19 protein-coding genes and 5 tRNA genes are annotated in these 25,027 nt (G+C 38.2%); 2 read left to right on the top strand and 22 right to left on the bottom strand.

The annotated features are described in order from the left end of the window. Positions 1 to 657 (top strand): bifunctional 4-hydroxy-2-oxoglutarate aldolase/2-dehydro-3-deoxy-phosphogluconate aldolase, encoded by a 657-nt coding sequence (locus CRT24_RS15185; RefSeq protein WP_099372132.1) that lies wholly within the window; start codon positions 1 to 3, stop codon positions 655 to 657. Here CRT24_RS15185 and CRT24_RS15180 read toward each other — a convergent pair. From CRT24_RS15180 to CRT24_RS15095, 18 genes are all read right to left on the bottom strand, one after another. Beyond that, a complete protein-coding gene (locus CRT24_RS15180; protein ID WP_099372053.1) occupies positions 654 to 1,316 on the bottom strand; it encodes an MgtC/SapB family protein in 663 nt (220 codons plus the stop codon). The two genes, CRT24_RS15185 and CRT24_RS15180, sit on opposite strands and share 4 nt — an antisense overlap. Before the next feature lie 142 nt (positions 1,317 to 1,458). Further along, on the bottom strand, positions 1,459 to 5,736 hold the full coding sequence (rpoC, locus tag CRT24_RS15175) for a DNA-directed RNA polymerase subunit beta' (protein WP_099372052.1): 4,278 nt from the start codon (positions 5,734 to 5,736) through the stop codon (positions 1,459 to 1,461). A 73-nt stretch (positions 5,737 to 5,809) separates the two neighbouring features. Continuing rightward, positions 5,810 to 9,619, bottom strand: a complete 3,810-nt coding sequence (rpoB, locus tag CRT24_RS15170; RefSeq protein WP_099372051.1) for a DNA-directed RNA polymerase subunit beta — start codon at positions 9,617 to 9,619, stop codon at positions 5,810 to 5,812. Between the two features lie 164 nt (positions 9,620 to 9,783). Then, positions 9,784 to 10,164, bottom strand: coding sequence for a 50S ribosomal protein L7/L12 (gene rplL / locus CRT24_RS15165; protein ID WP_093098564.1), 381 nt, complete (start codon positions 10,162 to 10,164; stop codon positions 9,784 to 9,786). Between the two features lie 79 nt (positions 10,165 to 10,243). Further along, positions 10,244 to 10,762: a 50S ribosomal protein L10 gene (gene rplJ / locus CRT24_RS15160; protein ID WP_099372050.1), complete on the bottom strand. Its 519-nt coding sequence runs from the start codon at positions 10,760 to 10,762 to the stop codon at positions 10,244 to 10,246. Between the two features lie 2 nt (positions 10,763 to 10,764). Beyond that, complete coding sequence (rplA, locus tag CRT24_RS15155) at positions 10,765 to 11,463, bottom strand: 50S ribosomal protein L1 (protein ID WP_099372049.1); 699 nt, start codon at positions 11,461 to 11,463, stop codon at positions 10,765 to 10,767. A gap of 22 nt (positions 11,464 to 11,485) precedes the next feature. Beyond that, the gene (gene rplK, locus CRT24_RS15150; protein ID WP_094255405.1) at positions 11,486 to 11,929 is read right to left on the bottom strand and encodes a 50S ribosomal protein L11; all 444 of its coding nucleotides are present in this window, start codon (positions 11,927 to 11,929) and stop codon (positions 11,486 to 11,488) included. A gap of 153 nt (positions 11,930 to 12,082) precedes the next feature. Continuing rightward, positions 12,083 to 13,303: a VCBS repeat-containing protein gene (locus CRT24_RS15145; protein ID WP_099372048.1), complete on the bottom strand. Its 1,221-nt coding sequence runs from the start codon at positions 13,301 to 13,303 to the stop codon at positions 12,083 to 12,085. Positions 13,304 to 13,388: 85 nt separating this feature from the next. Next, complete coding sequence (locus tag CRT24_RS15140) at positions 13,389 to 14,402, bottom strand: glycoside hydrolase family 18 protein (protein WP_257214061.1); 1,014 nt, start codon at positions 14,400 to 14,402, stop codon at positions 13,389 to 13,391. Between the two features lie 11 nt (positions 14,403 to 14,413). Further along, a complete protein-coding gene (locus tag CRT24_RS15135) occupies positions 14,414 to 15,637 on the bottom strand; it encodes a DUF5009 domain-containing protein (RefSeq protein ID WP_257214060.1) in 1,224 nt (407 codons plus the stop codon). Between the two features lie 252 nt (positions 15,638 to 15,889). After that, positions 15,890 to 16,435, bottom strand: a complete 546-nt coding sequence (gene nusG, locus CRT24_RS15130; protein ID WP_093098554.1) for a transcription termination/antitermination protein NusG — start codon at positions 16,433 to 16,435, stop codon at positions 15,890 to 15,892. Between the two features lie 20 nt (positions 16,436 to 16,455). Further along, positions 16,456 to 16,650, bottom strand: coding sequence for a preprotein translocase subunit SecE (gene secE, locus CRT24_RS15125; RefSeq protein WP_099372046.1), 195 nt, complete (start codon positions 16,648 to 16,650; stop codon positions 16,456 to 16,458). 24 nt (positions 16,651 to 16,674) lie between these two features. After that, positions 16,675 to 16,745 (bottom strand) — tRNA-Trp (locus CRT24_RS15120). Between the two features lie 159 nt (positions 16,746 to 16,904). Continuing rightward, on the bottom strand, positions 16,905 to 18,092 hold the full coding sequence (gene tuf / locus CRT24_RS15115; protein ID WP_099372045.1) for an elongation factor Tu: 1,188 nt from the start codon (positions 18,090 to 18,092) through the stop codon (positions 16,905 to 16,907). A 72-nt stretch (positions 18,093 to 18,164) separates the two neighbouring features. After that, positions 18,165 to 18,236: transfer RNA gene (locus tag CRT24_RS15110), tRNA-Thr, on the bottom strand. A 92-nt stretch (positions 18,237 to 18,328) separates the two neighbouring features. After that, a tRNA-Gly gene (locus CRT24_RS15105) sits at positions 18,329 to 18,401 on the bottom strand. Positions 18,402 to 18,457: 56 nt separating this feature from the next. Continuing rightward, positions 18,458 to 18,541 (bottom strand) — tRNA-Tyr (locus CRT24_RS15100). A gap of 24 nt (positions 18,542 to 18,565) precedes the next feature. Then, positions 18,566 to 18,638, bottom strand: a tRNA-Thr gene (locus tag CRT24_RS15095). A 306-nt stretch (positions 18,639 to 18,944) separates the two neighbouring features. Here CRT24_RS15095 and CRT24_RS15090 point away from each other — a divergent pair. Then, a complete protein-coding gene (locus CRT24_RS15090; RefSeq protein WP_257214059.1) occupies positions 18,945 to 20,096 on the top strand; it encodes an outer membrane protein assembly factor in 1,152 nt (383 codons plus the stop codon). Positions 20,097 to 20,300: 204 nt separating this feature from the next. Here CRT24_RS15090 and CRT24_RS15085 read toward each other — a convergent pair whose 3' ends face one another. From CRT24_RS15085 to CRT24_RS15070, 4 genes are read right to left on the bottom strand one after another with little or no spacing between them, the layout of a single operon-like run. Then, positions 20,301 to 20,771: a hypothetical protein gene (locus CRT24_RS15085; protein ID WP_099372043.1), complete on the bottom strand. Its 471-nt coding sequence runs from the start codon at positions 20,769 to 20,771 to the stop codon at positions 20,301 to 20,303. 24 nt (positions 20,772 to 20,795) lie between these two features. Further along, positions 20,796 to 22,070: a PAS domain-containing sensor histidine kinase gene (locus CRT24_RS15080; RefSeq protein WP_180269148.1), complete on the bottom strand. Its 1,275-nt coding sequence runs from the start codon at positions 22,068 to 22,070 to the stop codon at positions 20,796 to 20,798. Between the two features lie 48 nt (positions 22,071 to 22,118). Beyond that, a complete protein-coding gene (locus CRT24_RS15075) occupies positions 22,119 to 23,474 on the bottom strand; it encodes a sigma-54 dependent transcriptional regulator (RefSeq protein WP_099372041.1) in 1,356 nt (451 codons plus the stop codon). Between the two features lie 15 nt (positions 23,475 to 23,489). Continuing rightward, a complete protein-coding gene (locus tag CRT24_RS15070; protein WP_099372040.1) occupies positions 23,490 to 24,797 on the bottom strand; it encodes a TolC family protein in 1,308 nt (435 codons plus the stop codon). Positions 24,798 to 25,027: the final 230 nt, after the last annotated feature.

Here is a 25,027-nt window from a genome sequence, read left to right as displayed (position 1 = left end):
ATGAAAAATCAAATTATAGATCAAATAGTTCAAAGTCCGGTTATCCCGGTTTTTTATGACTCTGATATAAATACTTGCATTAAAATCCTTACCAGTTGCTATCAAGGAGGTATTCGAGTTTTTGAATTTGTAAATAGGGGTCCTGAAGCTGAGAAGAACTTTAAGGGACTTCTGGATTACAGGGATAAAAATTTCAAGGATTTAAAATTAGGAATCGGCACTATCATGAATGCCGACCAAGCGAAACTATTTAGTGAAATGGGGGCTGATTTTTTAGTAAGTCCGATATTTTCAGATAGCATTGCTTCAGCTATTAAAGATGGCATGCTATGGATTCCAGGATGTATGACTCCAAGCGAAATTGCAGCAGCTCAAAATGTAGGGTGCACATTTGTTAAACTATTTCCTGGAGAAACATTAGGACCTGGATTTTTGAAAAGCATAAAACCTATTTTCCCAAAATTGAAGTTTATGCCAACAGGTGGTGTGGACTGTACAGAAGATAGTATTGACAAATGGTTTGATGCTGGAGTAAGCGCAGTGGGACTAGGTTCTAAACTCTTCGTGAAAATCGATGGAAAATATCAATATGGTGCTATCAGTGAAAATTGTGACAATTTACTGAATTGGGCAAGACGGAAAACAAAAGGATATTAAAGACTGATTTCGGTAAGTTTTTGATTTTCAAGAACTGCTCTTTCAAATTTTCTGATATTTCTTTTATCTATTAATATCTCCATTTCAATGGTGAGAACATCAGCAGACATCGTCTGCTTTTTTATTTTAACATGTTTTGCCATAGGTTTAATTGCTTTGAGCAAATTATCCTTTACTTCTAGATCGTTTCTATGCATACTAACTGTTAAAACCCTTACAACATTATGGATTATATATTTATTTAATAATGGTCCAGAAACTATAATGGCAAAACAAGCCAATAAAAATATTGCCGCAATAACATATACTCCAAACCCTATTGCCATACCGATTGCTGCAGACATCCAAATGATACTGGCAGTAGTAAGTCCATTCACATTGACCCCATCCTTGAAGATTACACCTGCACCCAAAAAGCCAATACCTGAAACCACATAGGACGCAATACGTGTTGCATCCTCAGACTCTCCGGCTCCTAATTTAAAAGACAACAATGAAAAGAGCGTACTTCCCAAACAGATGATGGAGATCGTTTTGAATCCGGCTGATTTATCTTTCCATTCTCTTTCAAATCCCAATACAAAACCTGCACATAGCGACAAAACCGCTTTGAGCAAATCATTCCAATCCCATACAATCTGGTCGAAAAAATAATCCATTATGATTTAATAGTTATAATATGTGTGAACAAATATAATACGAAAAAGTTGATTTAAACCTTTAATAGCCTAATAAAAAAAGCTCGGTTTTGCAACCGAGCTTTTTAATATTTCAACAGGGAATTAACTTCCCAATGTTTTATTAATCTTCTTCTTTCGAAGCTAACAACTGATCATACTCTTCACGAGAACCTACGATGATGTTACTGTACTGACGTAAACCTGTACCTGAAGGGATTAAGTGACCAACAATTACGTTTTCTTTCAATCCTAATAAGTTATCACGTTTACCTGCAATAGCAGCTTCATTCAATACTTTTGTAGTTTCTTGGAAGGATGCAGCTGAGATAAATGACTTCGTACCTAAAGAAGCTCTTGTAATACCTTGCAACAATGGACTTGAGGTAGCTGGAATTGCGTCACGCACTTCTACTAATTTCAAATCTTGACGTTTCAAGCTTGAGTTTTCTTCACGTAATTTACGAAGATTTACAATCTGACCTGGGCGTAAAGATTTAGAATCTCCAGCGTCAACAACCACTTTCTTGTCGTATAGTGAGTCGTTTTCTTCCATGAAATCCCATTTGTTTACAGCCTCTTTCTCTAAGAAACGAGTATCTCCTGGATCTTCGATATTCACTTTTTGCATCATTTGGTGAACGATTGTTTCAAAGTGTTTATCGTTGATCTTCACACCTTGTAGGCGGTAAACCTCTTGGATACCATTTACAATGTATTCTTGTACTGCAGAAGGTCCTTTGATCGATAAGATGTCTCCAGGAGAAATCTGACCGTCAGAAAGTGGCATACCAGCTTTGATAAAGTCATTATCCTGTACCAAGATGTGTTTCGAAAGTGGAACTAAATATTTCTTCACTTGTCCGTCACGGGACTCGATAGAAATCTCACGGTTACCACGTTTAACACCACCTAAAGATACAACACCATCAATCTCAGTAACAACAGCAGGGTTTGAAGGATTACGAGCCTCGAACAACTCAGTTACACGAGGAAGACCACCCGTAATATCTCGGGTCTTACCTGTAGAACGAGGGATCTTAACTAATACAGCTCCTTCTTTTAATTTCTGTCCATCAGATACTGAAACGTGTGCTCCTACTGGAATGTTATATGAACGAATGATCTCACCTTTGTTATCCAAAACTTTGATCAATGGGTTCTTAGTTTTATCACGAGTTTCGATAATAACTTTCTCTTTGTGACCAGTTTGCTCATCAGACTCTTCACGGAAGGTAACACCTTCGATGATTGCGTCAAATTCAACCTTACCAGCAAATTCAGAGATAATTACCGCATTGTATGGATCCCAATCAACTAACTTAGTGCCTTTTTCAACTTTCTCGCCTTCTTTCACGTATAAGTTCGATCCGTAAGGGATGATTTGTTGGTAAAGAACTTTCTTATCATCATTTACAACTTTGATCTCACCTGAACGGCCTAATACTACTTGATAAGGGCCAAACTCGCCTTCTTTTTCAACTGTACGTACGTTTTCAAATTCGATCTTACCATCGTATTTAGAGATAATTGAAGATTCTGCAGCAATGTTAGATGCCGTACCACCGACGTGGAATGTACGAAGTGTTAACTGTGTACCTGGCTCACCGATGGACTGTGCAGCAATTACACCTACAGCCTCACCTAATTGAACACGTTTTCCTGACGCTAAGTTACGTCCATAACAACATGCACAAACTCCGCGCTTAGACTCACAAGTTAATACTGAACGGATTTCAACTCCTTCAATTCCTGCATCCTCGATAGCCTCAGCAACTTCTTCAGTAATATCTTCGTTTGCAGCAACGATCAACTCATTAGTCTCAGGATGAACAACATCGTTTAATGGTGTACGACCTAAAATACGGTCATACAATGGTTCAACGATATCATCATTATCCTTAAGTGCTGTAGTATAGATACCGCGTAAACCGTTACAATCTTGCTCAACAACAATCATATCTTGAGCAACGTCATGTAAACGACGAGTTAAGTAACCCGCATCGGCTGTTTTCAACGCTGTATCGGCAAGACCTTTACGAGCACCGTGGGTAGAAATAAAGTATTCCAATACGGACAAACCTTCTTTAAAGTTTGATAAGATTGGGTTTTCGATAATCTCACCACCTGAAGTACCAGATTTTTGAGGTTTCGCCATCAAACCACGCATACCGCATAACTGACGGATCTGCTCTTTCGATCCACGAGCTCCAGAATCCAACATCATGTAAACTGAGTTGAAACCTTGGTTGTCATTCGAAAGGATATCCATTACGTGCGCTGTCAACTTGTTGTTGATACGAGTCCAGATATCGATGATTTGGTTATAACGTTCGTTGTTGGTAATGAAACCCATGTTATAGTTGTTCATTACTTCTTCAACTTCGTTTGTAGCTTGTTGGATCAAGTCAGCTTTCGCAGCAGGGATGTTCAAATCTTGAAGGTTGAACGATAATCCACCTTTGAATGCTGTCTGGAATCCTAATTCTTTCATGTCATCCAAGAATTTCGCCGCACGAGCCATACCCGTGTTCTTAACGATTTCTCCAATAACATTACGAAGTGACTTCTTAGTCAATAGTTCATTGATGTAACCTACCTCCTCTGGAACGATTTGGTTGAAGATCACACGACCTACAGTTGTATCAATGATTTGATCTTTGAATTCTCCTTCTTTAGTCTTAACGCGAGTTTTAACTTTGATGAATGAGTGAAGATCTACTTTTGCTTCGTTCAAGGCAATGATTACCTCTTCAGCAGAATAGAAAGTACTTCCTTCACCGTTCATTTTACGGTTATCATCAGATTTACGGCCTTTTGTAATATAATAAAGACCCAATACCATATCTTGTGATGGTACTGTAACTGGTGAACCGTTCGCTGGGTTAAGAATGTTGTGTGCTGCCAACATCAAGATTTGGGCTTCCAAAATTGCAGCATTACCTAATGGTAAGTGAACTGCCATCTGGTCACCGTCGAAATCGGCGTTGAACGCTGTACATACTAATGGGTGTAATTGAATCGCTTTACCTTCAACTAATGTTGGTTGGAAAGCTTGAATACCCAAACGGTGAAGCGTAGGTGCACGGTTTAGTAATACTGGGTGTCCTTTCAAAACGTTCTCTAGGATATCCCATACTACTGGATCTTTGCGATCTACGATTTTCTTAGCTGACTTTACAGTCTTTACGATTCCTCTTTCAATCATCTTACGAATGATGAATGGTTTGTAAAGCTCTGCTGCCATATCTTTTGGAAGACCACACTCGTGTAATTTCAAGTGAGGACCTACGACGATTACCGAACGAGCAGAATAGTCAACACGTTTACCTAATAAGTTTTGACGGAAACGACCTTGCTTACCTTTAAGAATATCTGATAAAGATTTCAAGGCACGGTTACCTTCAGTCTTAACAGCATTTACTTTACGTGAGTTATCGAATAACGAGTCAACAGCTTCTTGAAGCATACGTTTCTCGTTACGTAAGATTACCTCTGGAGCTTTGATCTCGATCAAACGCTTCAAACGGTTGTTACGGATAATAACACGACGGTAAAGGTCATTTAAGTCTGAAGTCGCAAAACGACCACCATCCAAAGGTACTAAAGGACGTAACTCTGGTGGGATAATAGGAACGATCTTAACAATCATCCATTCAGGACGGTTCTCGATATGTTCATTAGCACCACGGAAAGCTTCTACAACGTGAAGACGCTTTAAAGCCTCATTTTTACGTTGTTGAGAAGTTTCGTTAGCTGCTTGGTGACGAAGATCATATGACAATTGGTCTAAATCCAAACGTTTCAATAAATCTTCCAATGCCTCAGCACCCATCTTAGCGATGAATTTTTGAGGATCGTTGTCATCCAAGTATTGGTTTTCTTTAGGAAGAGTATCTAGAATATCTAGGTATTCTTCTTCTGTCAAGAAATCCATATATGAAATACCATCTTCTTCTTTGATACCTGGTTGGATAACCACATATCTTTCGTAGTAGATGATCATATCCAACTTCTTAGTTGGAAGTCCTAATAAGTAACCAATTTTGTTTGGAAGAGAACGGAAATACCAAATATGAGCAACAGGAACTACCAAGTTAATGTGTCCCATACGCTCACGACGTACTTTCTTCTCAGTTACCTCAACACCACAACGGTCACAAACGATTCCTTTATAACGGATACGCTTGTACTTACCACAGTGACATTCATAGTCTTTTACTGGACCGAAAATACGCTCACAGAATAGACCATCACGTTCTGGTTTATAAGTACGGTAGTTGATGGTTTCTGGTTTAGTAACTTCACCGCTTGAACGCTCCAAAATAGTTTCTGGAGAAGCTAAACTGATCGTAATCGATGTAAAGTTACTTTTGATTTTATTATCTTTTTTGTAAGACATACTTAGTAAAAAGTTAAAGCTGTATGTGAAAGCTTAAGAAGGTTATTCACCCTCTTAAGCTCAATTTGCTTGATTAATCTAATGTGATATCTAAACCTAATCCGCGAAGCTCGTGTACCAATACGTTGAACGATTCTGGTACCGATGGAGTTGGTAAGTTGTTTCCTTTTACGATTGCTTCGTAAGTTTTCGCACGACCAACAACATCATCAGACTTAACAGTTAAGATCTCTTGTAGGATATTTGATGCACCAAATGCCTCTAATGCCCAAACCTCCATCTCACCGAAACGCTGACCACCGAACTGTGCCTTACCACCTAATGGTTGTTGAGTAATCAACGAGTAAGGACCAATAGAACGAGCGTGCATTTTGTCATCAACCATGTGTCCTAATTTCAACATGTAGATTACACCAACTGTTGTAGGTTGGTCAAAACGCTCTCCAGTTAATCCATTGTAAAGGTAAGTACGACCTGACTTAGGTAATTCAGCTTTTTGTACCCACTCTTCTACTTGGTCCATCTCTGCACCATCGAAGATTGGAGTAGCAAACTTAACCCCTAATTTTTGTCCTGCCCATCCTAATACAGTTTCATAGATCTGTCCAAGGTTCATACGAGATGGTACCCCTAGTGGGTTCAACACGATATCAACTGGTGTTCCGTCTTCTAAGAATGGCATGTCCTCATCACGTACGATACGTGCTACGATACCTTTGTTACCGTGACGACCCGCCATCTTATCTCCTACTTTCAGCTTACGTTTCTTAGCTACATATACTTTAGCCATTTGAACGATACCTGATGGAAGCTCATCACCAACGGAAATAGCGAATTTCTCACGTTTGAATGCACCTAACTCCTCATTAAGTTTAATGTTGTAGTTATGCAATGCAATCTTGATCATGTCATTCTTATCGTCGTCAGTAGTCCAGCCTGTAGGATTTACGTTATTATAGTCTAGATCTGTAAGAATCTTCTGAGTAAACTTAGCTCCTTTAGCTACTAAAAGCTCCTTGTAAACATTGTAAATACCTTGTGAGGTCTTACCATTTACAATAGTGAACAATTTATCAACTAAACGATCTTTAAGTGCTTTAACATTTCTGTCATGTGCAACTTCTAGTTTCTCTAATGCTTTGCGCTCAACTTCTTTAGACATTTTCTTAGCGCGAGAGAATAACTTCGTGTCGATAACCACACCTTTGATTGAAGGAGGAGTTTTCAATGAAGCATCCTTAACGTCACCAGCTTTGTCACCAAAGATTGCACGTAATAATTTTTCTTCTGGTGAAGGATCAGACTCTCCTTTTGGAGTAATCTTACCAATTAAGATATCACCTTCGCCAACCTCAGCACCAACACGGATAATACCGTTTTCATCAAGGTCTTTCGTAGCTTCTTCAGAAACGTTAGGAATATCAGCTGTTAATTCTTCTTCACCACGTTTAGTATCACGAACTTCAAGCTCGAATTCTTCAATGTGTAATGAAGTGAATAAATCCTGTGATACAACACGCTCAGAAATTACGATCGCATCCTCAAAGTTATATCCTTGCCAAGGCATGAATGCAACTTTCAAGTTTCTACCTAGTGCCAATTCACCGTCTTCGGTTGCATAACCCTCACACAATACCTGTCCTTTTTCAACACGCTGACCTTTTCTTACGATAGGTTTCAAGTTGATACAAGTATTTTGGTTGGTTTTCTTGAATTTTGTCAATCTATAAGCCTTCACATCGTCATCGAAAGAAACTAAACGATCGTTGTCGTTTCTGTCATAACGGATATGAATTTCTTGTGCGTCTACATATTCTACTACACCATTACCTTCAGCATTGATCAAAGTACGTGAATCTTTAGCTACGCGAGCTTCTAATCCTGTACCTACAACTGGTGCTTGAGGACGCAATAATGGAACAGCTTGGCGTTGCATGTTTGATCCCATCAATGCACGGTTAGCATCATCATGCTCCAAGAAAGGAATTAATGAAGCCGCAATTGATGTAATCTGGTTAGGAGCAACGTCCATATAGTCTAATTTCTCAGGCTCGATAATCGGGAAGTCACCCTCATATCTAGCTTTTACTTTCGCATCTAAGAAATTACCTTTATCATCATACAAAGCGTTAGCTTGTGCGATTGTTTTATCATCTTCATCTTCAGCAGACAAATAAACAACAGGTTTATCAACTACAACCTTACCTTCTTCAACGATACGGTATGGAGTTTCAATAAATCCTAAGTTGTTGATCTTAGCATGTACTGACAATGATGAAATCAAACCGATGTTTGGACCCTCAGGTGTTTCAATTGTACACAAACGACCATAGTGCGTATAGTGAACGTCACGTACCTCGAAACCAGCACGCTCTCTAGAAAGACCACCAGGACCTAAAGCTGATAAACGACGCTTGTGCGTAATCTCAGCCAATGGGTTGGTTTGATCCATGAACTGTGACAACTGGTTCGTTCCGAAGAATGAATTGATTACTGATGACAATGTACGAGCATTGATCAAATCAGTAGGTGTAAACACCTCGTTATCACGAATGTTCATACGCTCACGGATAGTACGAGCCATACGAGCAAGACCTACACCGAATTGAGCATATAATTGCTCACCTACCGTACGAACACGACGGTTAGATAAGTGGTCAATATCATCCACCTCAGCTTTAGAGTTGATCAAGTTGATCAAATACTTAACGATAGCGATGATATCTTCGCGAGTTAATACTTTCGTATCTGAAGGAGTATCAAGTTTCAATTTACGGTTGATACGGTATCTACCCACATCACCTAAATCGTAACGTTTATCTGAGAAGAACAAACGGTCGATGATACCACGAGCAGTTTCCTCATCAGGTGGTTCAGCGTTACGCAATTGACGATAGATGTGTTCCACCGCTTCTTTCTCAGAGTTTGACGTATCCTTTTGTAGAGTGTTATATATAATCGAATAGTCCGCATTGTTTGCTTCATCTTCCTTCGTAAGGATAATGGATTTTACTCCAGCTTCGATGATCAAATCAATATGGTCTTCTTCTAAGATTGTTTCACGTTCAAGGATGATCTCGTTACGGTCGATAGACACAACTTCACCTGTATCTTCGTCCACGAAATCTTCTGTCCATTTGTTCAATACCCTAGCCGCTAAACGACGACCAACGTATTTCTTCAATCCAGATTTACTAACTTTTACTTCATCTGCAAGGTCGAAAAGTTCTAAGATTTCCTTATCCGAATCGAAACCGATCGCACGTAACAAGGTAGTAACTGGGAATTTTTTCTTACGATCGATATAGGCATACATCACGTTGTTCACGTCTGTAGCAAACTCGATCCAAGATCCTTTAAAAGGAATAACCCTAGCAGAATAAAGTTTAGTACCATTCGTGTGTCTACTTTGACCAAAGAACACACCAGGGGAACGGTGTAATTGAGAAACGATAACACGTTCAGCTCCATTGATAACGAAAGTACCTTTTGGAGTCATGTACGGGATAGTTCCTAAATACACGTCTTGTACAATGGTTTCGAAATCTTCGTGTTCTTCATCATTACAAGACAACTTCAATTTAGCCTTTAGAGGTACGCTATAAGTCAATCCACGCTCGATACACTCTTGGATATCATAACGCGGTGGATCAATGAAATAATCCAAAAACTCTAGCACAAAGATGTTTCTTGAATCAGAAATAGGGAAGTTTTCTGCGAAAACCTTGTAAAGCCCTTCCTGATGGCGGTTGTCAGAAGTAGTTTCTAATTGAAAAAACTCCTTGAAAGACTCCAATTGTACGTCCAAGAAATCTGGGTAATCAATTACCTTCTTACTTGTCGCAAAATTTACTCTTTCTTTTTGAATATTATTGTTTGCCAAGGGAATAAGAATTTAGTTTAAAAAAACTGAGCTAACATCTGCTGATTTCATCTCCCGATCAAGCGTCAGCAGGAGCTTGATCCATATACTATATATTATAAACAGGAATAGACTCTGATAGATTTGGACTATCAGAGTCTAAGTTTTTGGCGCTTTATGCGAGATTACTTAATCTCAACTACAGCTCCAGCTTCTTCTAATTGTTTTTTCAAAGCTTCTGCTTCGTCTTTAGAAACACCAGTTTTTAATTCTTTTGGTGCACCATCAACTAAATCTTTAGCTTCTTTCAAACCTAAACCAGCTAAGTCTTTAACCAATTTAACTACAGCTAATTTCTGACCACCAGCTTCTTTCAAGATTACATCGAAAGATGTTTTCTCTTCAGCAGCAGCAGCACCGTCACCAGCACCTGGAGCAGCAGCAACAGCTACAGCAGCAGCAGCAGGCTCGATACCATACTCGTCTTTTAAGATATCAGCTAATTCTTTAACTTCTTTTACTGTTAAGTTTACTAACTGTTCAGCAAGTTGTTTTAAATCTGCCATTTTATTTTGAATTTTTGAATTTTCTTTAAAAAATATTGTTAATTAAAATTTAACGAACGTTTGTTAAATTGAGGGTTCGTTAGCCTCTTTCTTCTAAAGCTTTTACTAAGCCTGAAATTGTATTTCCGCCTGATTGAAGAGCAGAAATAACGTTCTTCGCAGGAGATTGAAGTAATGCAATAACGTCTGCAATAAGTTCCTCTTTAGATTTAAGAGTTACTAATGAGTCAAGTTGGTTGTCACCTACAAAAGCAGTCTCTTGAATATATGCTGCTTTTAATACAGGCTTCTCACCTTCTTTACGTAATTGCTTGATCAATTTCGCCGGAGCATTACCTGTTTCTGAAAACATTAATGTAGACGCTCCTTTTAATACGCCAAAGATCTCTTCTGAATCTACGCCAGCCTCTAACAACGCTTTCTTAATCAAAGTGTTTTTCACAACCTTGATCTCGATTCCTTGCTCGAAACATTTACGACGAATGTTATTCACCTTCTCAACTGTCAGATTAGCAGTGTCAGTAATGTAAAAATTACCGTAAGATTTAATCTGTTCAGCTAAAGCTTCAACAATTTCATGTTTAAGTTCTTTTCTCATGATTAAATTCCTGCTACTGATTTAGTTTCAATATGAATACTAGGACTCATAGTTGAAGAAATGTGAATACTCTTGAAGTACGTTCCTTTTGCTGCAGATGGTTTCAAACGTGAAATCGTTTGTAACACTTCTAATGCGTTGTCATAGATTTTATCTGCGTCGAAAGACACTTTACCAACTGAAGTATGGATGATACCTGTTTTGTCAACTTTGAAGTCGATCTTACCAGCTTTAACCTCAGTCACAGCTTTGCCTACTTCCGTAGTTACTGTTCCTGTCTTAGGGTTAGGCATTAAGTTTCTTGGACCTAAAATACGACCCAATTTACCTACTTTTGCCATAACACTAGGCATTGTGATGATAATGTCAACGTCAGTCCAACCACCTTCGATTTTGCTGATATAGTCATCAAGACCTACGTAGTCTGCACCTGCCGCCTTAGCTTCTTCTTCCTTGTCAGGAGTACATAAAACTAATACACGAACTGTCTTACCAGTACCGTGTGGCAATGTTGCAATACCACGAACCATTTGATTTGCTTTACGAGGATCTACGCCCAAACGAACGTCGATATCCACAGAAGCATCAAATTTGGTGTTGGTGATCTCTTTAACTAAAGCCGCAGCTTCCTTTAAAGAGTATGCTTTACCAGCTTCAATTTTGGATAGTGCCGCTTTTTGATTTTTTGTTAATCTAGCCACTTTCTTAAACTGATTTCGTTAATTAATTTTTCCAAGGAGCATCACCTGAAACAGTGATACCCATACTACGCGCTGTACCAGCAACCATTCTCATAGCTGATTCTACAGTAAATGCATTCAAATCTGGCATCTTATCTTCCGCAATAGTCTTTACTTGATCCCAAGTAATAGAAGCTACTTTCTTACGGTTTGGCTCTCCCGATCCGCTCTTAAGCTTCGCTGCATCCTTTAATTGAACAGCAACCGGTGGAGTTTTAATGATAAAATCAAAAGATTTGTCGGCATATACAGTGATCACAACAGGTAATACTTGACCTGGTTTGTCTTGCGTACGAGCGTTAAATTGCTTACAGAAATCCATGATATTAACACCTTTAGCACCTAATGCAGGTCCTACCGGTGGAGATGGATTCGCAGCTCCGCCCTTCACTTGTAATTTTACTAACGCACTGACTTCTTTTGCCATTTTTTCTGTGATTTAATTTGTTAAATGTTTGTTAGTAAGTTGGAAGCAATAACGTAACATTTAATTCTCGATGGCAACAAACACAATATTTGCAACCAAACGAGGTGCAAAGATAACCATAAAATCTATAATAAAAAATTATTTTTTCTTTTTTTATTTACCTAGTAATAAGCGCACTTGGTCTCCCCATGCACCTATCAACAAATCCGGAATCTTATCCCCATTTACATCTCCTACATCGCTTCCCCAGGAACGCTCAACAGTAACCTTAGGAATCACCTCTTCTGTAGCTAAAGTGAAGTTCCCATTGCCGTCATTTCTCAAAGCTTGAAATTGCATCGCCTCAAATGGTGGGATTTTTAAAGCACTCAACACAATATCCATATCCCCATCCCTATCAAAATCTATAACATTACAAGCATACGTAGAAAAATCATATTCCGGAATCCGACTCTCAGTTTCATCCACGAATTTACCGTCACCCTTGTTCATAAATAACCGTCCTCGTGGATTTCGTTCCTTCTGACCTCCATTGCTAGTCAAGTTAGCGAAGAAAATATCTTCCTTCCCATCCTTATCAGCGTCAAATACAATAACCTCCCTCGAATGAAGATCTACAGTCTCAACTAAAGCACCCTCCTTTTCGGAGAATTTTCCAGTGCCATCATTAAAATACAACCTGCTTGGTGGCACCTCATTAGCTAATACCATGTCAAGATCGCCGTCTCCATCAGCATCAAACAATTTCACAGATTGAACCTGCTCTTTATTGTTCGGTAAATTATCCGCAGAGACATCAATTAAAAACCCTGGCTTCTCTGGATTGTTCAACCAAAGTAATACCCCTGGATTATCTCCCGTATTACCTATTACAATATCAGGCAAGCCATCTCCATTTACATCACCCAAATCTAAACCATTACCTTCACTCTTGCCAAGCAACCTGTCTGAAACATCTCTGAACGTACCATCACCATTTCCCAAATAATATTCATGGTTTTGATCATCTTCTGCAACAAATACAACGTCGATAAATCCATCATTGTCCATATCTGCAATACGAACATGCTCTGTATCATGATTTGCATCCTTGAAAACACCTTTTTGCCAAGTGAAATTACCATTGCCATCATTGATATAAAGGCGGTTTGGTAGATTCTCCATTGCTAAAATTATATCCAAGGAACCGTCCCCATTTACATCAACTAAAACAACATCTAAAGCATGTGTCTTAGGATCCAATGGAATACTGGTTTCGGTCACATCGGAAAAATAAGCAGTTTCATTTTCTTGACCATAGCAAGCAGTTAGTCCACTGAGGATAAAAATTCCCGTTAAACCCAAATATTTGGGTTTTAAAATCTGATTGTCCATAAGCTTTAATTTTTAAATGGTTAAAAGAAATAGAAACAAAACCTGTTTATTTCGAACAAATTCAGAGTGGTTTTGTTTTGACCTATTATTTTAAGCCGTCATAAAGAGTTTTGCTCAATAGCAAATCATCATTGTCACCGTAAAACTCCCAATACATAGCTCCCAATATTCCTTGAGATTTAATATAAGCGGCCTTTTCTTTAATGGATTTCTCATTTTCAAAGGTCAAAACTAATGTTCCTGTATCATCTACTAAATAAGGAACTTTAGATTTGTCGTCCCATCTCTCCTCAAATTGACTCATTGGCATCTCCCGGAAATTAACAAAATCATTCACTTTCTTCTTGTCGCCTCTCCCATAGAATGGAATTCCCATTACCAATTTGTTCTTTGGAACACCTGCATCCAAATGTGCTTGTAGCGCTTCAACTAGTGTAATCCTTCCCGCCAAATCCGAACGATACAAACTGTTGTGTTGTAATGCAGGCTTTGAGACATCATACATCATTACATTGACAAAATCAATATCCTTATCGATAGCTCTAAAATCGATGTATTTGCCATCTGCTATAGTCGCTAAAGTCAAAAGCTTTTTAGGACCAATCTCTTTTCGAATATCCTTCATCAATAAGGTAAAGTTATCCGTATCTTCAGGAGAAGCCGAAATGCCAGCTTCATTACTGGTCGGATACTCCCAGTCGATGTCAATCCCGTCCAAATCAAATTCTTTAACGATCTTTTGGCAATCTTTGGCAAAACCCAATCTATTGGTTTCGTCTGCCGCCATCTCACTGAACCTACCCGAAGTCCAGCCTCCAATTGATAGAAGAATCTTAAGGTCAGGATTCTTCATTCTCAATTTAACAATCTCTCTGAGACGCTCAGGATTATCTATTTTTACGCCATTGAATGTATCATTGACATGACCAAAGGCATAATTAATATGGCTTATTAAATTTGGATCAGGAACAGGCTTTGTCCAGGATGTCACATAAGAAACAATATGTGGTTTTTTGCCCTGAGCCAAAATAGCTGAGGGTAAAGCTAACAGCATAAAAAGGAATGACCCTAGGATGGTCATCATGTGTTTTCTTTTCATAATAAATAGTATTACAGTTTAAGTTTAATCCCAATACGATTGAGAAGCAGACCAAACCACAGCATAGCATATGCCCAAATTAAGGAGCCAATTACGGCTAGCCACATGGAATAGTCCTGTTTATAAAATAATATAGATAACCCTGAACCCCAGATCATAAAATAAATCAGGTCTGGAGCAAGATATGTAGTTAAAGAATTCTGTCCAGCCAGTTCAAAAAGCTTACTGTACTTAGAATATCCTCTTACATCAATCAAATAATAAATCAATACAAATAAAAGTATACTAATACCATTGCATAACATCCCCCAAGATGGAGTGGCCAAAATCTTCGATACGATAAACCATTGATGTAAAATCAATCCCAAAACCAAACTTATCAAACCAAAAAGGGTTAGATATATAGCCAATTTCTTCCAATCTCTTGAAAACTTCCTAACAATTAAAGTGGCAGTTATGCCCGACATAACAATCATTGGAACATTCCCCTGCAATAGTACATTAATCCAATCTTGACCAGGAAATAAATTTGGCACCCAACCATTCATGGATGCAATATTGAGGAACAAGAATAAAAGGACAGCCAACAAAGACCTCCATATCCTATCCTTTATTAAAAGATAAACGCTACTCCCTGCAAAATAACCCCAACCTATCAAACCTAAAATTCCCCACCAACTTCTTTCAAACCAGACAGGTGTATCAACGGAACCTGCCCTGAAGATTGCTGACAAATAAATCAACCCTATTATTCCTATTACCTTTAATATCAAAAAAATGTTTTTGTATTTATCCTTAGGGTAATTGTTCCAAACCAAGAAAATACAGACATAGACCAAACCAATCCACCATAAACGTGGCATACCTGTTAATTCAGGATTGAGACTGCCGGAATTAACAATCAACAATCCTATAATGAGCAAACTTATAGTTCTGGCCAAAATATGGATAAAAACACGTGCATCTGAATCCCCCTTTTTCTTTCTTGCAGTCACGGCGTACGGTATTGCCATACCTACCATAAAAAGAAATCCCGGAAAAACCCAATCTGAAAGTCCCATGCCATCTACATTAGCATCGGTATGCAACAACCATTTTGGAACATTTGAAGTATACAAATCATTGACAAAAAGCATCAGAAACAAAGTCAGCCCACGCATAATATCTATTGCGCGAACACGAATCTTTGTAGAAGCAGAAAGATTAGCAGATAAGGTTTCTGGGTTCAACATCATTAATTTAGGTCATCAAACCTTAAATATAATAAAAAGGAAAGAATTCTAGGAACCCATTCTTTAGAACCAATCCGTCTTTGTTTCGCAACTATTCCCTTAAATTTTCCAATTTCTCACATCTCACATCTCACATCTCACATCTCACATCTAATGTCTAATGTCTTATGTCTTATGTCTTATATCTATACCACAAAAAAAGCCCCAACCAAAGGAAGGGGCTTAAAATTTCTAATGTCTAAAGACTAACAATCGTTATTCTTTTTCGACTTGCATATAGTTCAATTCAAGAGGAGTTTTACGACCGAATACTTTTACCATTACGGTTAATTTCTTCTTGTCTTCGTGAACTTCTTCGATTTCACCTGTAAAACCATTGAAAGGACCATCATTAACTTTTACAGTTTCGCCAACGTAGTAAGGCACGCTGATTGATTCGCCTTGTTCTGCCATTTCGTCAACTTTTCCTAAGATACGGTTAACTTCAGCTGGACGAAGAGGAATAGCGTTACCCGCTTTGTCTCCTAAGAATCCGATTACACTGTTTACGTTTTTGATTGCGTGTTCGATCTCACCGTCTAATGCCGCTTCGATCAAAACATATCCTGGATAGTAGTTACGTTCTTTGGCAACTTTCTTGCCATCGCGCATTTGGTAGTATTTCTCCATTGGAATCAATACTTGGGTTACCAAATGTTGAATGCCTAGGCGGTTGATTTCAGCTTCAAGGTATTGTTTAACCTTTTTTTCTTTCCCGCTCACAGCACGCACGACGTACCACTTTAAACTTTGATCTGCCATAATACTTTTGGATTAGAAAATTAAGATGCTGTATTGTACAGCAGTTCCATTACATTACTTGAGGCTTTATCCATTACGAAAATAACCAAAGCAATAATAATAGATGCAACAAGCACAATAATAGCGTGACTTTGAAGTTGAGCCCAAGTAGGCCAAGTCACTTTTTCGGTAACCTCTGTGTAAGAGTCCTTAATAAAGTCAAGTACTTTTGCCATTTTTTAAGTTTCTATTTTTATTAGCACGGGCACCAGGATTCGAACCCAGATCAAAGGTTTTGGAGACCTCTATTCTACCATTGAACTATGCCCGTGTAGATTTTTTTTGTGTTGCAAATATAGGCTTTAGACCGCATTACAACAAATATTATTTCAAATTATTTGCGGAAAACCGCGTGTTATTTCTCAGTGAAAAAATAAGCTAATCAGCCTGAGCCAATTAGCTTATTTTTTATTGTGATAATCTTTTCAGATTATTTTACGATTTCAGTTACCTGACCAGCACCTACTGTACGACCACCCTCACGGATAGCGAAACGTAGACCTTTTTCCATTGCGATAGCGTTGATCAACTTAACAGTGATTGTTACGTTATCACCTGGCATAACCATCTCAGTACCTTCTTCTAGAGTAATCTCTCCAGTTACGTCTGTTGTACGGAAATAGAATTGAGGACGGTATTTGTTGAAGAAAGGAGTGTGACGACCACCTTCTGCTTTCGACAATACGTAAACCTCAGCTTTGAAGTCTGTGTGTGGAGTTACTGAACCTGGTTTACAGATAACCATACCACGACGGATATCAGTTTTCTCAATACCACGTAACAATAAACCTACGTTATCTCCAGCCTCACCGTAATCTAAGATCTTACGGAACATCTCAACACCTGTTACTGTAGATTTCAAGTTCTCAGCACCCATACCTAAGATCTCAACTGGATCTCCAGAGTTGATTACACCTCTTTCGATACGACCTGTAGCTACTGTACCACGACCTGTGATTGAGAACACGTCCTCGATAGGCATCAAGAAAGGAAGATCTGTCAAACGTGGAGGAATTGGAATGTAGTTATCTACAGCGTCCATTAATTCCATGATTGAATCAACCCATTGAGTCTCTCCGTTTAATGCACCTAAAGCAGAACCTTTGATTACTGGAACATCGTCTCCAGGGAATTCGTAGAATGATAATAATTCACGAACTTCCATCTCAACTAAGTCTAATAATTCAGCGTCATCAACTAAGTCAACTTTATTCAAGAATACTACTAACGCAGGAACACCTACCTGACGAGCTAATAGGATGTGCTCGCGAGTTTGAGGCATAGGACCGTCTGTTGCAGCAACAACGATGATAGCACCGTCCATTTGCGCAGCACCAGTTACCATGTTCTTAACGTAATCGGCGTGACCTGGACAGTCAACGTGTGCATAGTGACGGTTAGCTGTTTGGTATTCTACGTGTGCAGTGTTAATCGTGATACCACGTTCTTTCTCTTCAGGAGCAGAGTCAATTGAATCAAATGAACGAGCCTCTGAAAAACCTTTATCAGCTAAAACTTTAGTGATAGCAGCTGTTGTAGTTGTTTTACCGTGGTCAACGTGACCGATAGTACCAATGTTTAAGTGCGGTTTACTACGGTCAAATTTCTCTTTTGCCATGTTTATGCGAATTAGTAATTATAAAATATTTCTTTTAATTAATCTTACAAAGTTACAAAACTTATGTATTCGAGCCAAAGATGGGATTTGAACCCACGACCTCTTCCTTACCAAGGAAGTGCTCTACCCCTGAGCTACTTCGGCTTACAAAAAGCTTATTTACAGACATAAGCCTCTACCCTTTCAATAAATTAAATTGTTAAGAAGACAGAGACTTAGATTTGTTTTATAAATTGAGCGGAAGACGAGGTTCGAACTCGCGACCTATAGCTTGGAAGGCTATCGCTCTACCAACTGAGCTACTTCCGCTTGCGAGTTTGCATCCCTAGATCACCTCAATAAACAAGGTGGAGTGCAAACTTTTTTGGTGGAGGGAGAAGGATTCGAACCTTCGAAGCCGAAGCAACGGATTTACAGTCCGTCCCATTTGACCGCTCTGGAACCCCTCCAGACCTACAACTTGCGTTGTTTTGAGCCTCCTATCGGAATCGAACCAATGACCTACTGATTACAAGTCAGTTGCTCTACCAGCTGAGCTAAGGAGGCGTATTTAATTTAATAAAACTTGCTGTTTTAAAGAACGGCTATCTTTGGATAGCGAGTGCAAAAATCTAATATTTATTCGATATTCGCAAGTTTTATTTTTAATTTTTTTTCTACTTAAAGAACTAGCTCGCTACAGTACTTATTTTCCCGTTTTGATGATGCAAAGATAGCTACTCCATGAACATATCAAAAATATTTGGTCATTTTTTTTACTCCTGAAAACCATATCATTGATATGCAAGTAAATAATTTTCATTTTCCAATCCATCAGATACCCTATATTTGCACATGATTAACGCAACAGCTGTGAAAAAATATACAATATCTTTAATCTTATTATCCGTGTTATCACTGAATTCATCCCAACTTTCAGCTCAAGAAAACCCCGGATTTATCAAAAAATTAATCAAAAAATTCGTCTCCTCGGAAAAAGACTCTTCCAGATCCGGAAGTTTTGTAGTACTACCAGCCGTAGGTTATGCCCAAGAAACTGGATTCGAATACGGAATTGCAAGTACATATAACTTCTATATAGATAAAGAAAACCTAGACAGTAGAACATCCAATGTAACACTGATTGGAACTCTAACAACTAAAAAACAGAAGAACATCAAACTAACTTCTGATATCTGGACAAAAAACAATGACTATCACATCATATCTGAACTCCGATTCAGGGACTGGCCATTCAACTTCTATGGACTAGGAAACGATACATGGAAAGCAGATGAAGATTACCTCGACCAAAAACTTTACCGCATAAAATTAGATGGAGAAAAAAGGTTCGCTCCTAATTTCTATGCAGGGATTAACCTTAATTACGAGAACTTCCAATTTAATGACATCGAATCTGGCGGAATATTCGAATCCCCAGAAGTCTTAGGCAAAGATGGGGGTCAATATATGGCTTTAGGAGTATCCGCTTTATACGATACCCGGAACAATACTACTTATACTACCAATGGATTTTACGGCAGAGCTAAATACAGCTACGCCCCCAACTTCTTCGGCAAGGACAATTTTGTTGGAAACCAAATAGAATTTGATATCCGTGGTTTCTACCCGATTACCAAGCATTTGACAGTCGCTGCCCAAGGCCTTTTTCGAGGAACATATGGTAAAAACGTACCTTTCTACGTTATGCGTGAACTAGGAGGAGACATGACCATGCGTGGATACTATTTGGGCAGATATAAAGACAAAAATTACATGACTGCCCAAGCAGAGTTGAGATATCGTTTCCATCCAAGAATCGGAATCAACGCATTCCTAGGAACAGGTAGCACATTCTCAAAACAACATGATATGCGTTTGATCCCATCCTATGGTGCAGGACTCCGCTATTTCTTTAGCCTAGAACATAATAGTAGTATCCGCTTTGATTATGCCTTCGGTGAACAAAGACCCGGAGAAAAAAGACAATCCGGCTTTTATTTAAGTATTAGTGAGGCGTTTTAAATTAGACAATAGACAGTAGACATAAGACACTAGACAATAGACTTTGATCATTTGTAGATAATAGCAGATAATAGAACTTATATAATACTTACCATATCTGTTTTTGATTTCTATCCTTTCATAAGAAAGAATGTGATTAGTTTACAATTTTTAAACTTCACCAAGTCTAATGTCTTTTGTCTTATGTCTATTGTCTAACCTACCCTACCCCAAATTTCTCAATAGAAAATCCTCTTTCCGTTGTCCTTCCCTTTTCAGTACAATGCCAAAATGAAACATATTGATCGATACGATCACTCTCCTATCATCAATCAACTTATTCCACAAACTTTTATTCTTAAGGCTGTAAGGTTTATCAATTATTAAAATCTTACCTTCATCCACTAATTTCAACAATTCCTCTACTTCAATGTTTGGCTGGTTTATCCAATAAGCATTCACATCTTTATTATTTATATCATCCCCTAATTTTTCAACCTTCCAATAACTAAGTATTTTTTTCAATAGAGGGAGATATTTGGGATTAAAACCTACCGGAAAATCAACATGATTCGAACTTTTATAGCCGACATTGTAAATTACTTTTGAAGCTAGGTCATATACAAATGGGGAATGTGTCCCATGCCTACTGTTGGAAACGATAAAATGATACAAATAAGAGATTAGATACCGCATTGCGGCACAAAAATACAAATAGAATTAGAATTGTAGCGTAAAGGTACTGCCTTGGCCTTCTTTACTATCTACAGATATGTTTCCGCCATGCATCAACATGATTTGTTTGCTCAATGTAAGGCCAACACCTGTTCCTGTCTTCTTGGTGGTGAAAAAAGGTGTAAAAATCTGCTCCTGTATTTCCGCCGACATTCCTGAACCATTGTCCTGAATCTTCAATTGAATATGATCTTTGGTTTCAACAGCGGAAAGACTGATATAAGGCTCATTGACCTCCTTCACAGCTTCGATAGCATTCAATAGCAAATTTATAATGACCTGTTCCAGCAAGTTTACATCCGCACGTAAAATCAATCGCGTGTTCTTGATAATAATATCAACATCAATATTTTTTTGGATCAAAGTAGGTTCCAATAATTGATAAATATTTTCAAAAAGCTGAACAACCAAGATTTCGGAATATTGAGGCTGATCCACTTTGTTGATCAATCTGTAGCTCTTGGCAAATTGCAACAAACCCTCGCTCCTACGCTTGATAGTGAAAATACCCAACTTAAGATCTTCAACATCCTGTTCGCCTTCCCAATGCTCTAAACGATCATGCAAAGTCTCAGCAAGTGAGCTGATTGGCCCTATTGAATTCATAATCTCATGTGTCAAAACACGCAATAACTTATGCCATGCTCGTGTTTCAGTTTCATCAATGGCCTCGTTGATGTTTTGATAAACAATAATGCGAAATGAGCCGTCTTGAGTCTCAAAACCCGAACTCTGCATCAACAATTTGATTTTTCCTTTACTAGAATGAGCCGTTTCCATCTGATGTTTCCCAACCTGTAGCTGCATCGTTTTCTCATACAGCTCTGGATGGCGCTTGATCATACCAGATATATTGCCCAAATGTGGCACCTGAAATAAATCCTTGAATGCATCATTCAACCAAATTACTTTGCCCGAGTCAGCATGGTAAAAGATAATAGCAGTATCCAACATATTGATTACCTTATTGAGGTATTGATGCTGTAAAGCTTGGTCTATACTAATGTTTTTGTAAACCTCATTGATTAGATTAAATGCGGAATAAAGTTGTCCCTCTGGAGATTTAGGGTTCTTGACTACAAATCTTCTAGTAAAATCGCGATATTTTACTGCTTCTGAAAATTCTATAAGTTGTTTGATTAAGAATCGATGTTTTGAAAAAGATCGATTTGCAAAGATCATCAAAAAGAAAAAGGCTAGCCCAGCATATAGATAATACCCTTTGAAACCTAAAAAGGCAATCCCAACAGCTAGAGCCATTAGTATTAACATTTTTAAGAAATCGGTAACAACCAGCCTGGTCATAGATTAGAGATTATATTTTTCTAGTCTTCTGTACAATGCCGCACGAGTTAGCCCTAATTCTTTAGCAGCCTTACTGATATTTCCATTATATCGATCAATAGCTGATTTAATTGCTTTTCTTTCCATTTCTTCCAAATTATGAGAAGAAAAATCTGCAATCAATGGTTTTTCTTCCATTTGTTGTTCAATGGGTGAAAATAAGATATCATCAGCACGAATACTTTGCTGATCAGACATGATCACGGCACGCTCGATACTATATTGCAACTCGCGCACATTCCCTGGAAAATGATATCCTTTCAGCTTATTAACCGCATCAGATTCTAATCCAGCAATATTTTTATGATATTTAGCACTGTAGAATTTCAAGAAATGATCAGCCAATAATGGAATGTCTTCTCCCCTTTCACGCAATGGTGGCACTTGAATTTCTAAAGTATTGATCCTATAGATCAAATCTTTTCTAAACCGGCTTTCATCAGCCAATACTTTCAAGGGAACATTGGTTGCAGAAATTAAACGAATATCAACGGGAATAGCCTGACTTGATCCCAAAGGAACTACAGCTCTATTTTGCAAAACACTTAATAACTTAGCTTGTTGCTGCAAACTAATATTTCCGATCTCGTCCAAAAATAAGGTTCCTGCATCTGCATTTTCAAATCTCCCCTTCCTATCCTCCCTTGCATCAGTAAAAGCCCCTTTTTTATACCCAAATAGTTCACTTTCAAAAAGCGTCTCCGTCAAAGAGCCTACATCAACTTTAACAAAAGATTCCTTGGATCGTAATGACCGCTGATGGATCGCATTTGCTATTAAATCCTTACCAGTTCCATTTTCTCCTAAAATTAATATGTTAGCTTCGGTAGGTGCAACTTTGTCCAGCTTAAATTGTAAATCTTCCATAATAGGAGAATTCCCAATAATCCCATGCTGATCTCTCGTATTTACAGCGATTTTTTCTTTTTGATTTGGTCTACTTTCTTGATAAATTCCAGTCAGCGTATTGATGAGCTGCTCATTTTGCCATGGTTTGACAATAAAATCAGAAGCCCCTTGTTTCAGCGATTTTACAGCTAAGTCTACTGCTCCATATGCAGTAATCATAACAACATTCACTTTAGGAAATTGTGCCTTAATTTTTGAAAGCCAAAACAACCCCTCATTCCCCGTGTTGATAGCACTCTTATAGTTCATATCAAGCATAACAATATCAACTGGATTTTTCTCCAGGATATTTATTAACCTTTCTGGGTTGTGTTCTACGATTACTTCTTTGACATTAGGTCTTAGTAATATACGTGTGGCGGTTAACAAGTCTTGATCATCATCAACAACTAAAATGGTTGCTTTCTTCATTGTTAGCTAAGTTAACTATAAATCTAAAGATCCCGAATAATAATCATTCATATATTTTTGCATCAACCACTCGTATTGCTTTATGATTAATTGACTACGGGTAGCGTCCAATTTATTCTTAGCAGTTAAGTAGATTACAGAGTTACTGTTTCCTGCCTCAAAATGTACCGTAGCGATCCGAAATGACTCTGCATAACTTAGCTCCTGATCACGCAGATTGACCACATTTTTCTGTGTGATATCTAAATCGAAAACAGCTTGAGCAGTTTTCATCCGCAAATCATTCCTCATAATATCTTTGGTGAAATTAACCTCATTTAAATTAACTTCGGCTAACCGAACCTGAGTGCGATTCTTGAATTGATTGAAGATTGGAATGCTCAAAGTCAAGCCAACACCTTTGCTCAAATTGTTTTTGATTTGATTAAAAATCGCCCCACCTTCCTTACTGTAATTGGAACTCATCCCTCCACTCAAGGATAGACTTGGCCAATAATTAGATTTGGCAACCTTAATTCCCTCTTCCATCTCTTTGATCCTATAATCCATCGCTTTAAATTGTGGCAATGCTGTCAAAGATGCTTGAAACAATTCTTCAGATGATTTTATAGATATTTCTGCAGGTATATCAATCTGTTCAAGCTCACCCAAACTTTGAACATCCACATTCATCAGTCCAGCTAACTCTACCCTTGCATTGTTCAAACTTTGTCTTGTCAGTTCTACAGCATTCAGGTCGCTGCTATATTGCCCTTTAATATCATATAAATCACCAGGATTTGCTGCACCCTCACGATTTAAAACTTCATTTCTGTGCAGTTGTTCCTTAGTCACCGATAGCTGACCTTCGGTTTGAGTCAACATGTCTTTTGCTGTCAGTACTTTTACATATGCTGTAATGACATCCAATTTCAAGTCATTTACATAACCTTCATATTCCAATTTACCTGCGTCCAGAGCGTTCGATTTCATTCGGATGTTATGGATGATATAAAAACCATTGAAGATCGGAACATTTAAGCCCAGGGATTGACGCCCTGAGCTATTGTTCTGATCTATATATTGATTGGTTGTCGGATTGATGGTCCTACCCTGCGAGATATCATGACTGATATTGGCATTCAAAGTTGGTAATCGGTCGTATTTCGCTTGTTTATACGCAAGGTCAGATCGGTCAACGACTAATTCATCTCGCCTCAAAGTAGGGTTGTTTTGGATTGCCTGTTTAACGCAATCGGCTAAGGACAAGGAATCTCCCTGTCCTTTTGCCGTGCTAACTAAACAACAAACAAATATGATTACAAATAGTAAATTTCTTTTCATTTAAAACTAAATTTCATACTGCATTCCATAGGCTGTGCCAAATAATTAAAATTTTGAATCTCAACACATTAACAATTAAAGACCTTACAACCTGTTCGAAGCCGAACATTCAAGTGTTCACTTATGAACACCAACAAAAGAAAATCAAATTGTCCACCACCGCACAATTACTGTTCGCTTTCGAACAGTCCCAAACCCTCATTGTTAACTAAAACACTGATATTCATCAT

It is taken from the genome of Sphingobacterium sp. 1.A.5 (assembly GCF_002734235.1).
GTDB classification, from domain to species: domain Bacteria; phylum Bacteroidota; class Bacteroidia; order Sphingobacteriales; family Sphingobacteriaceae; genus Sphingobacterium; species Sphingobacterium daejeonense.
This window is presented reverse-complemented; position numbering and strand designations above follow the sequence as displayed.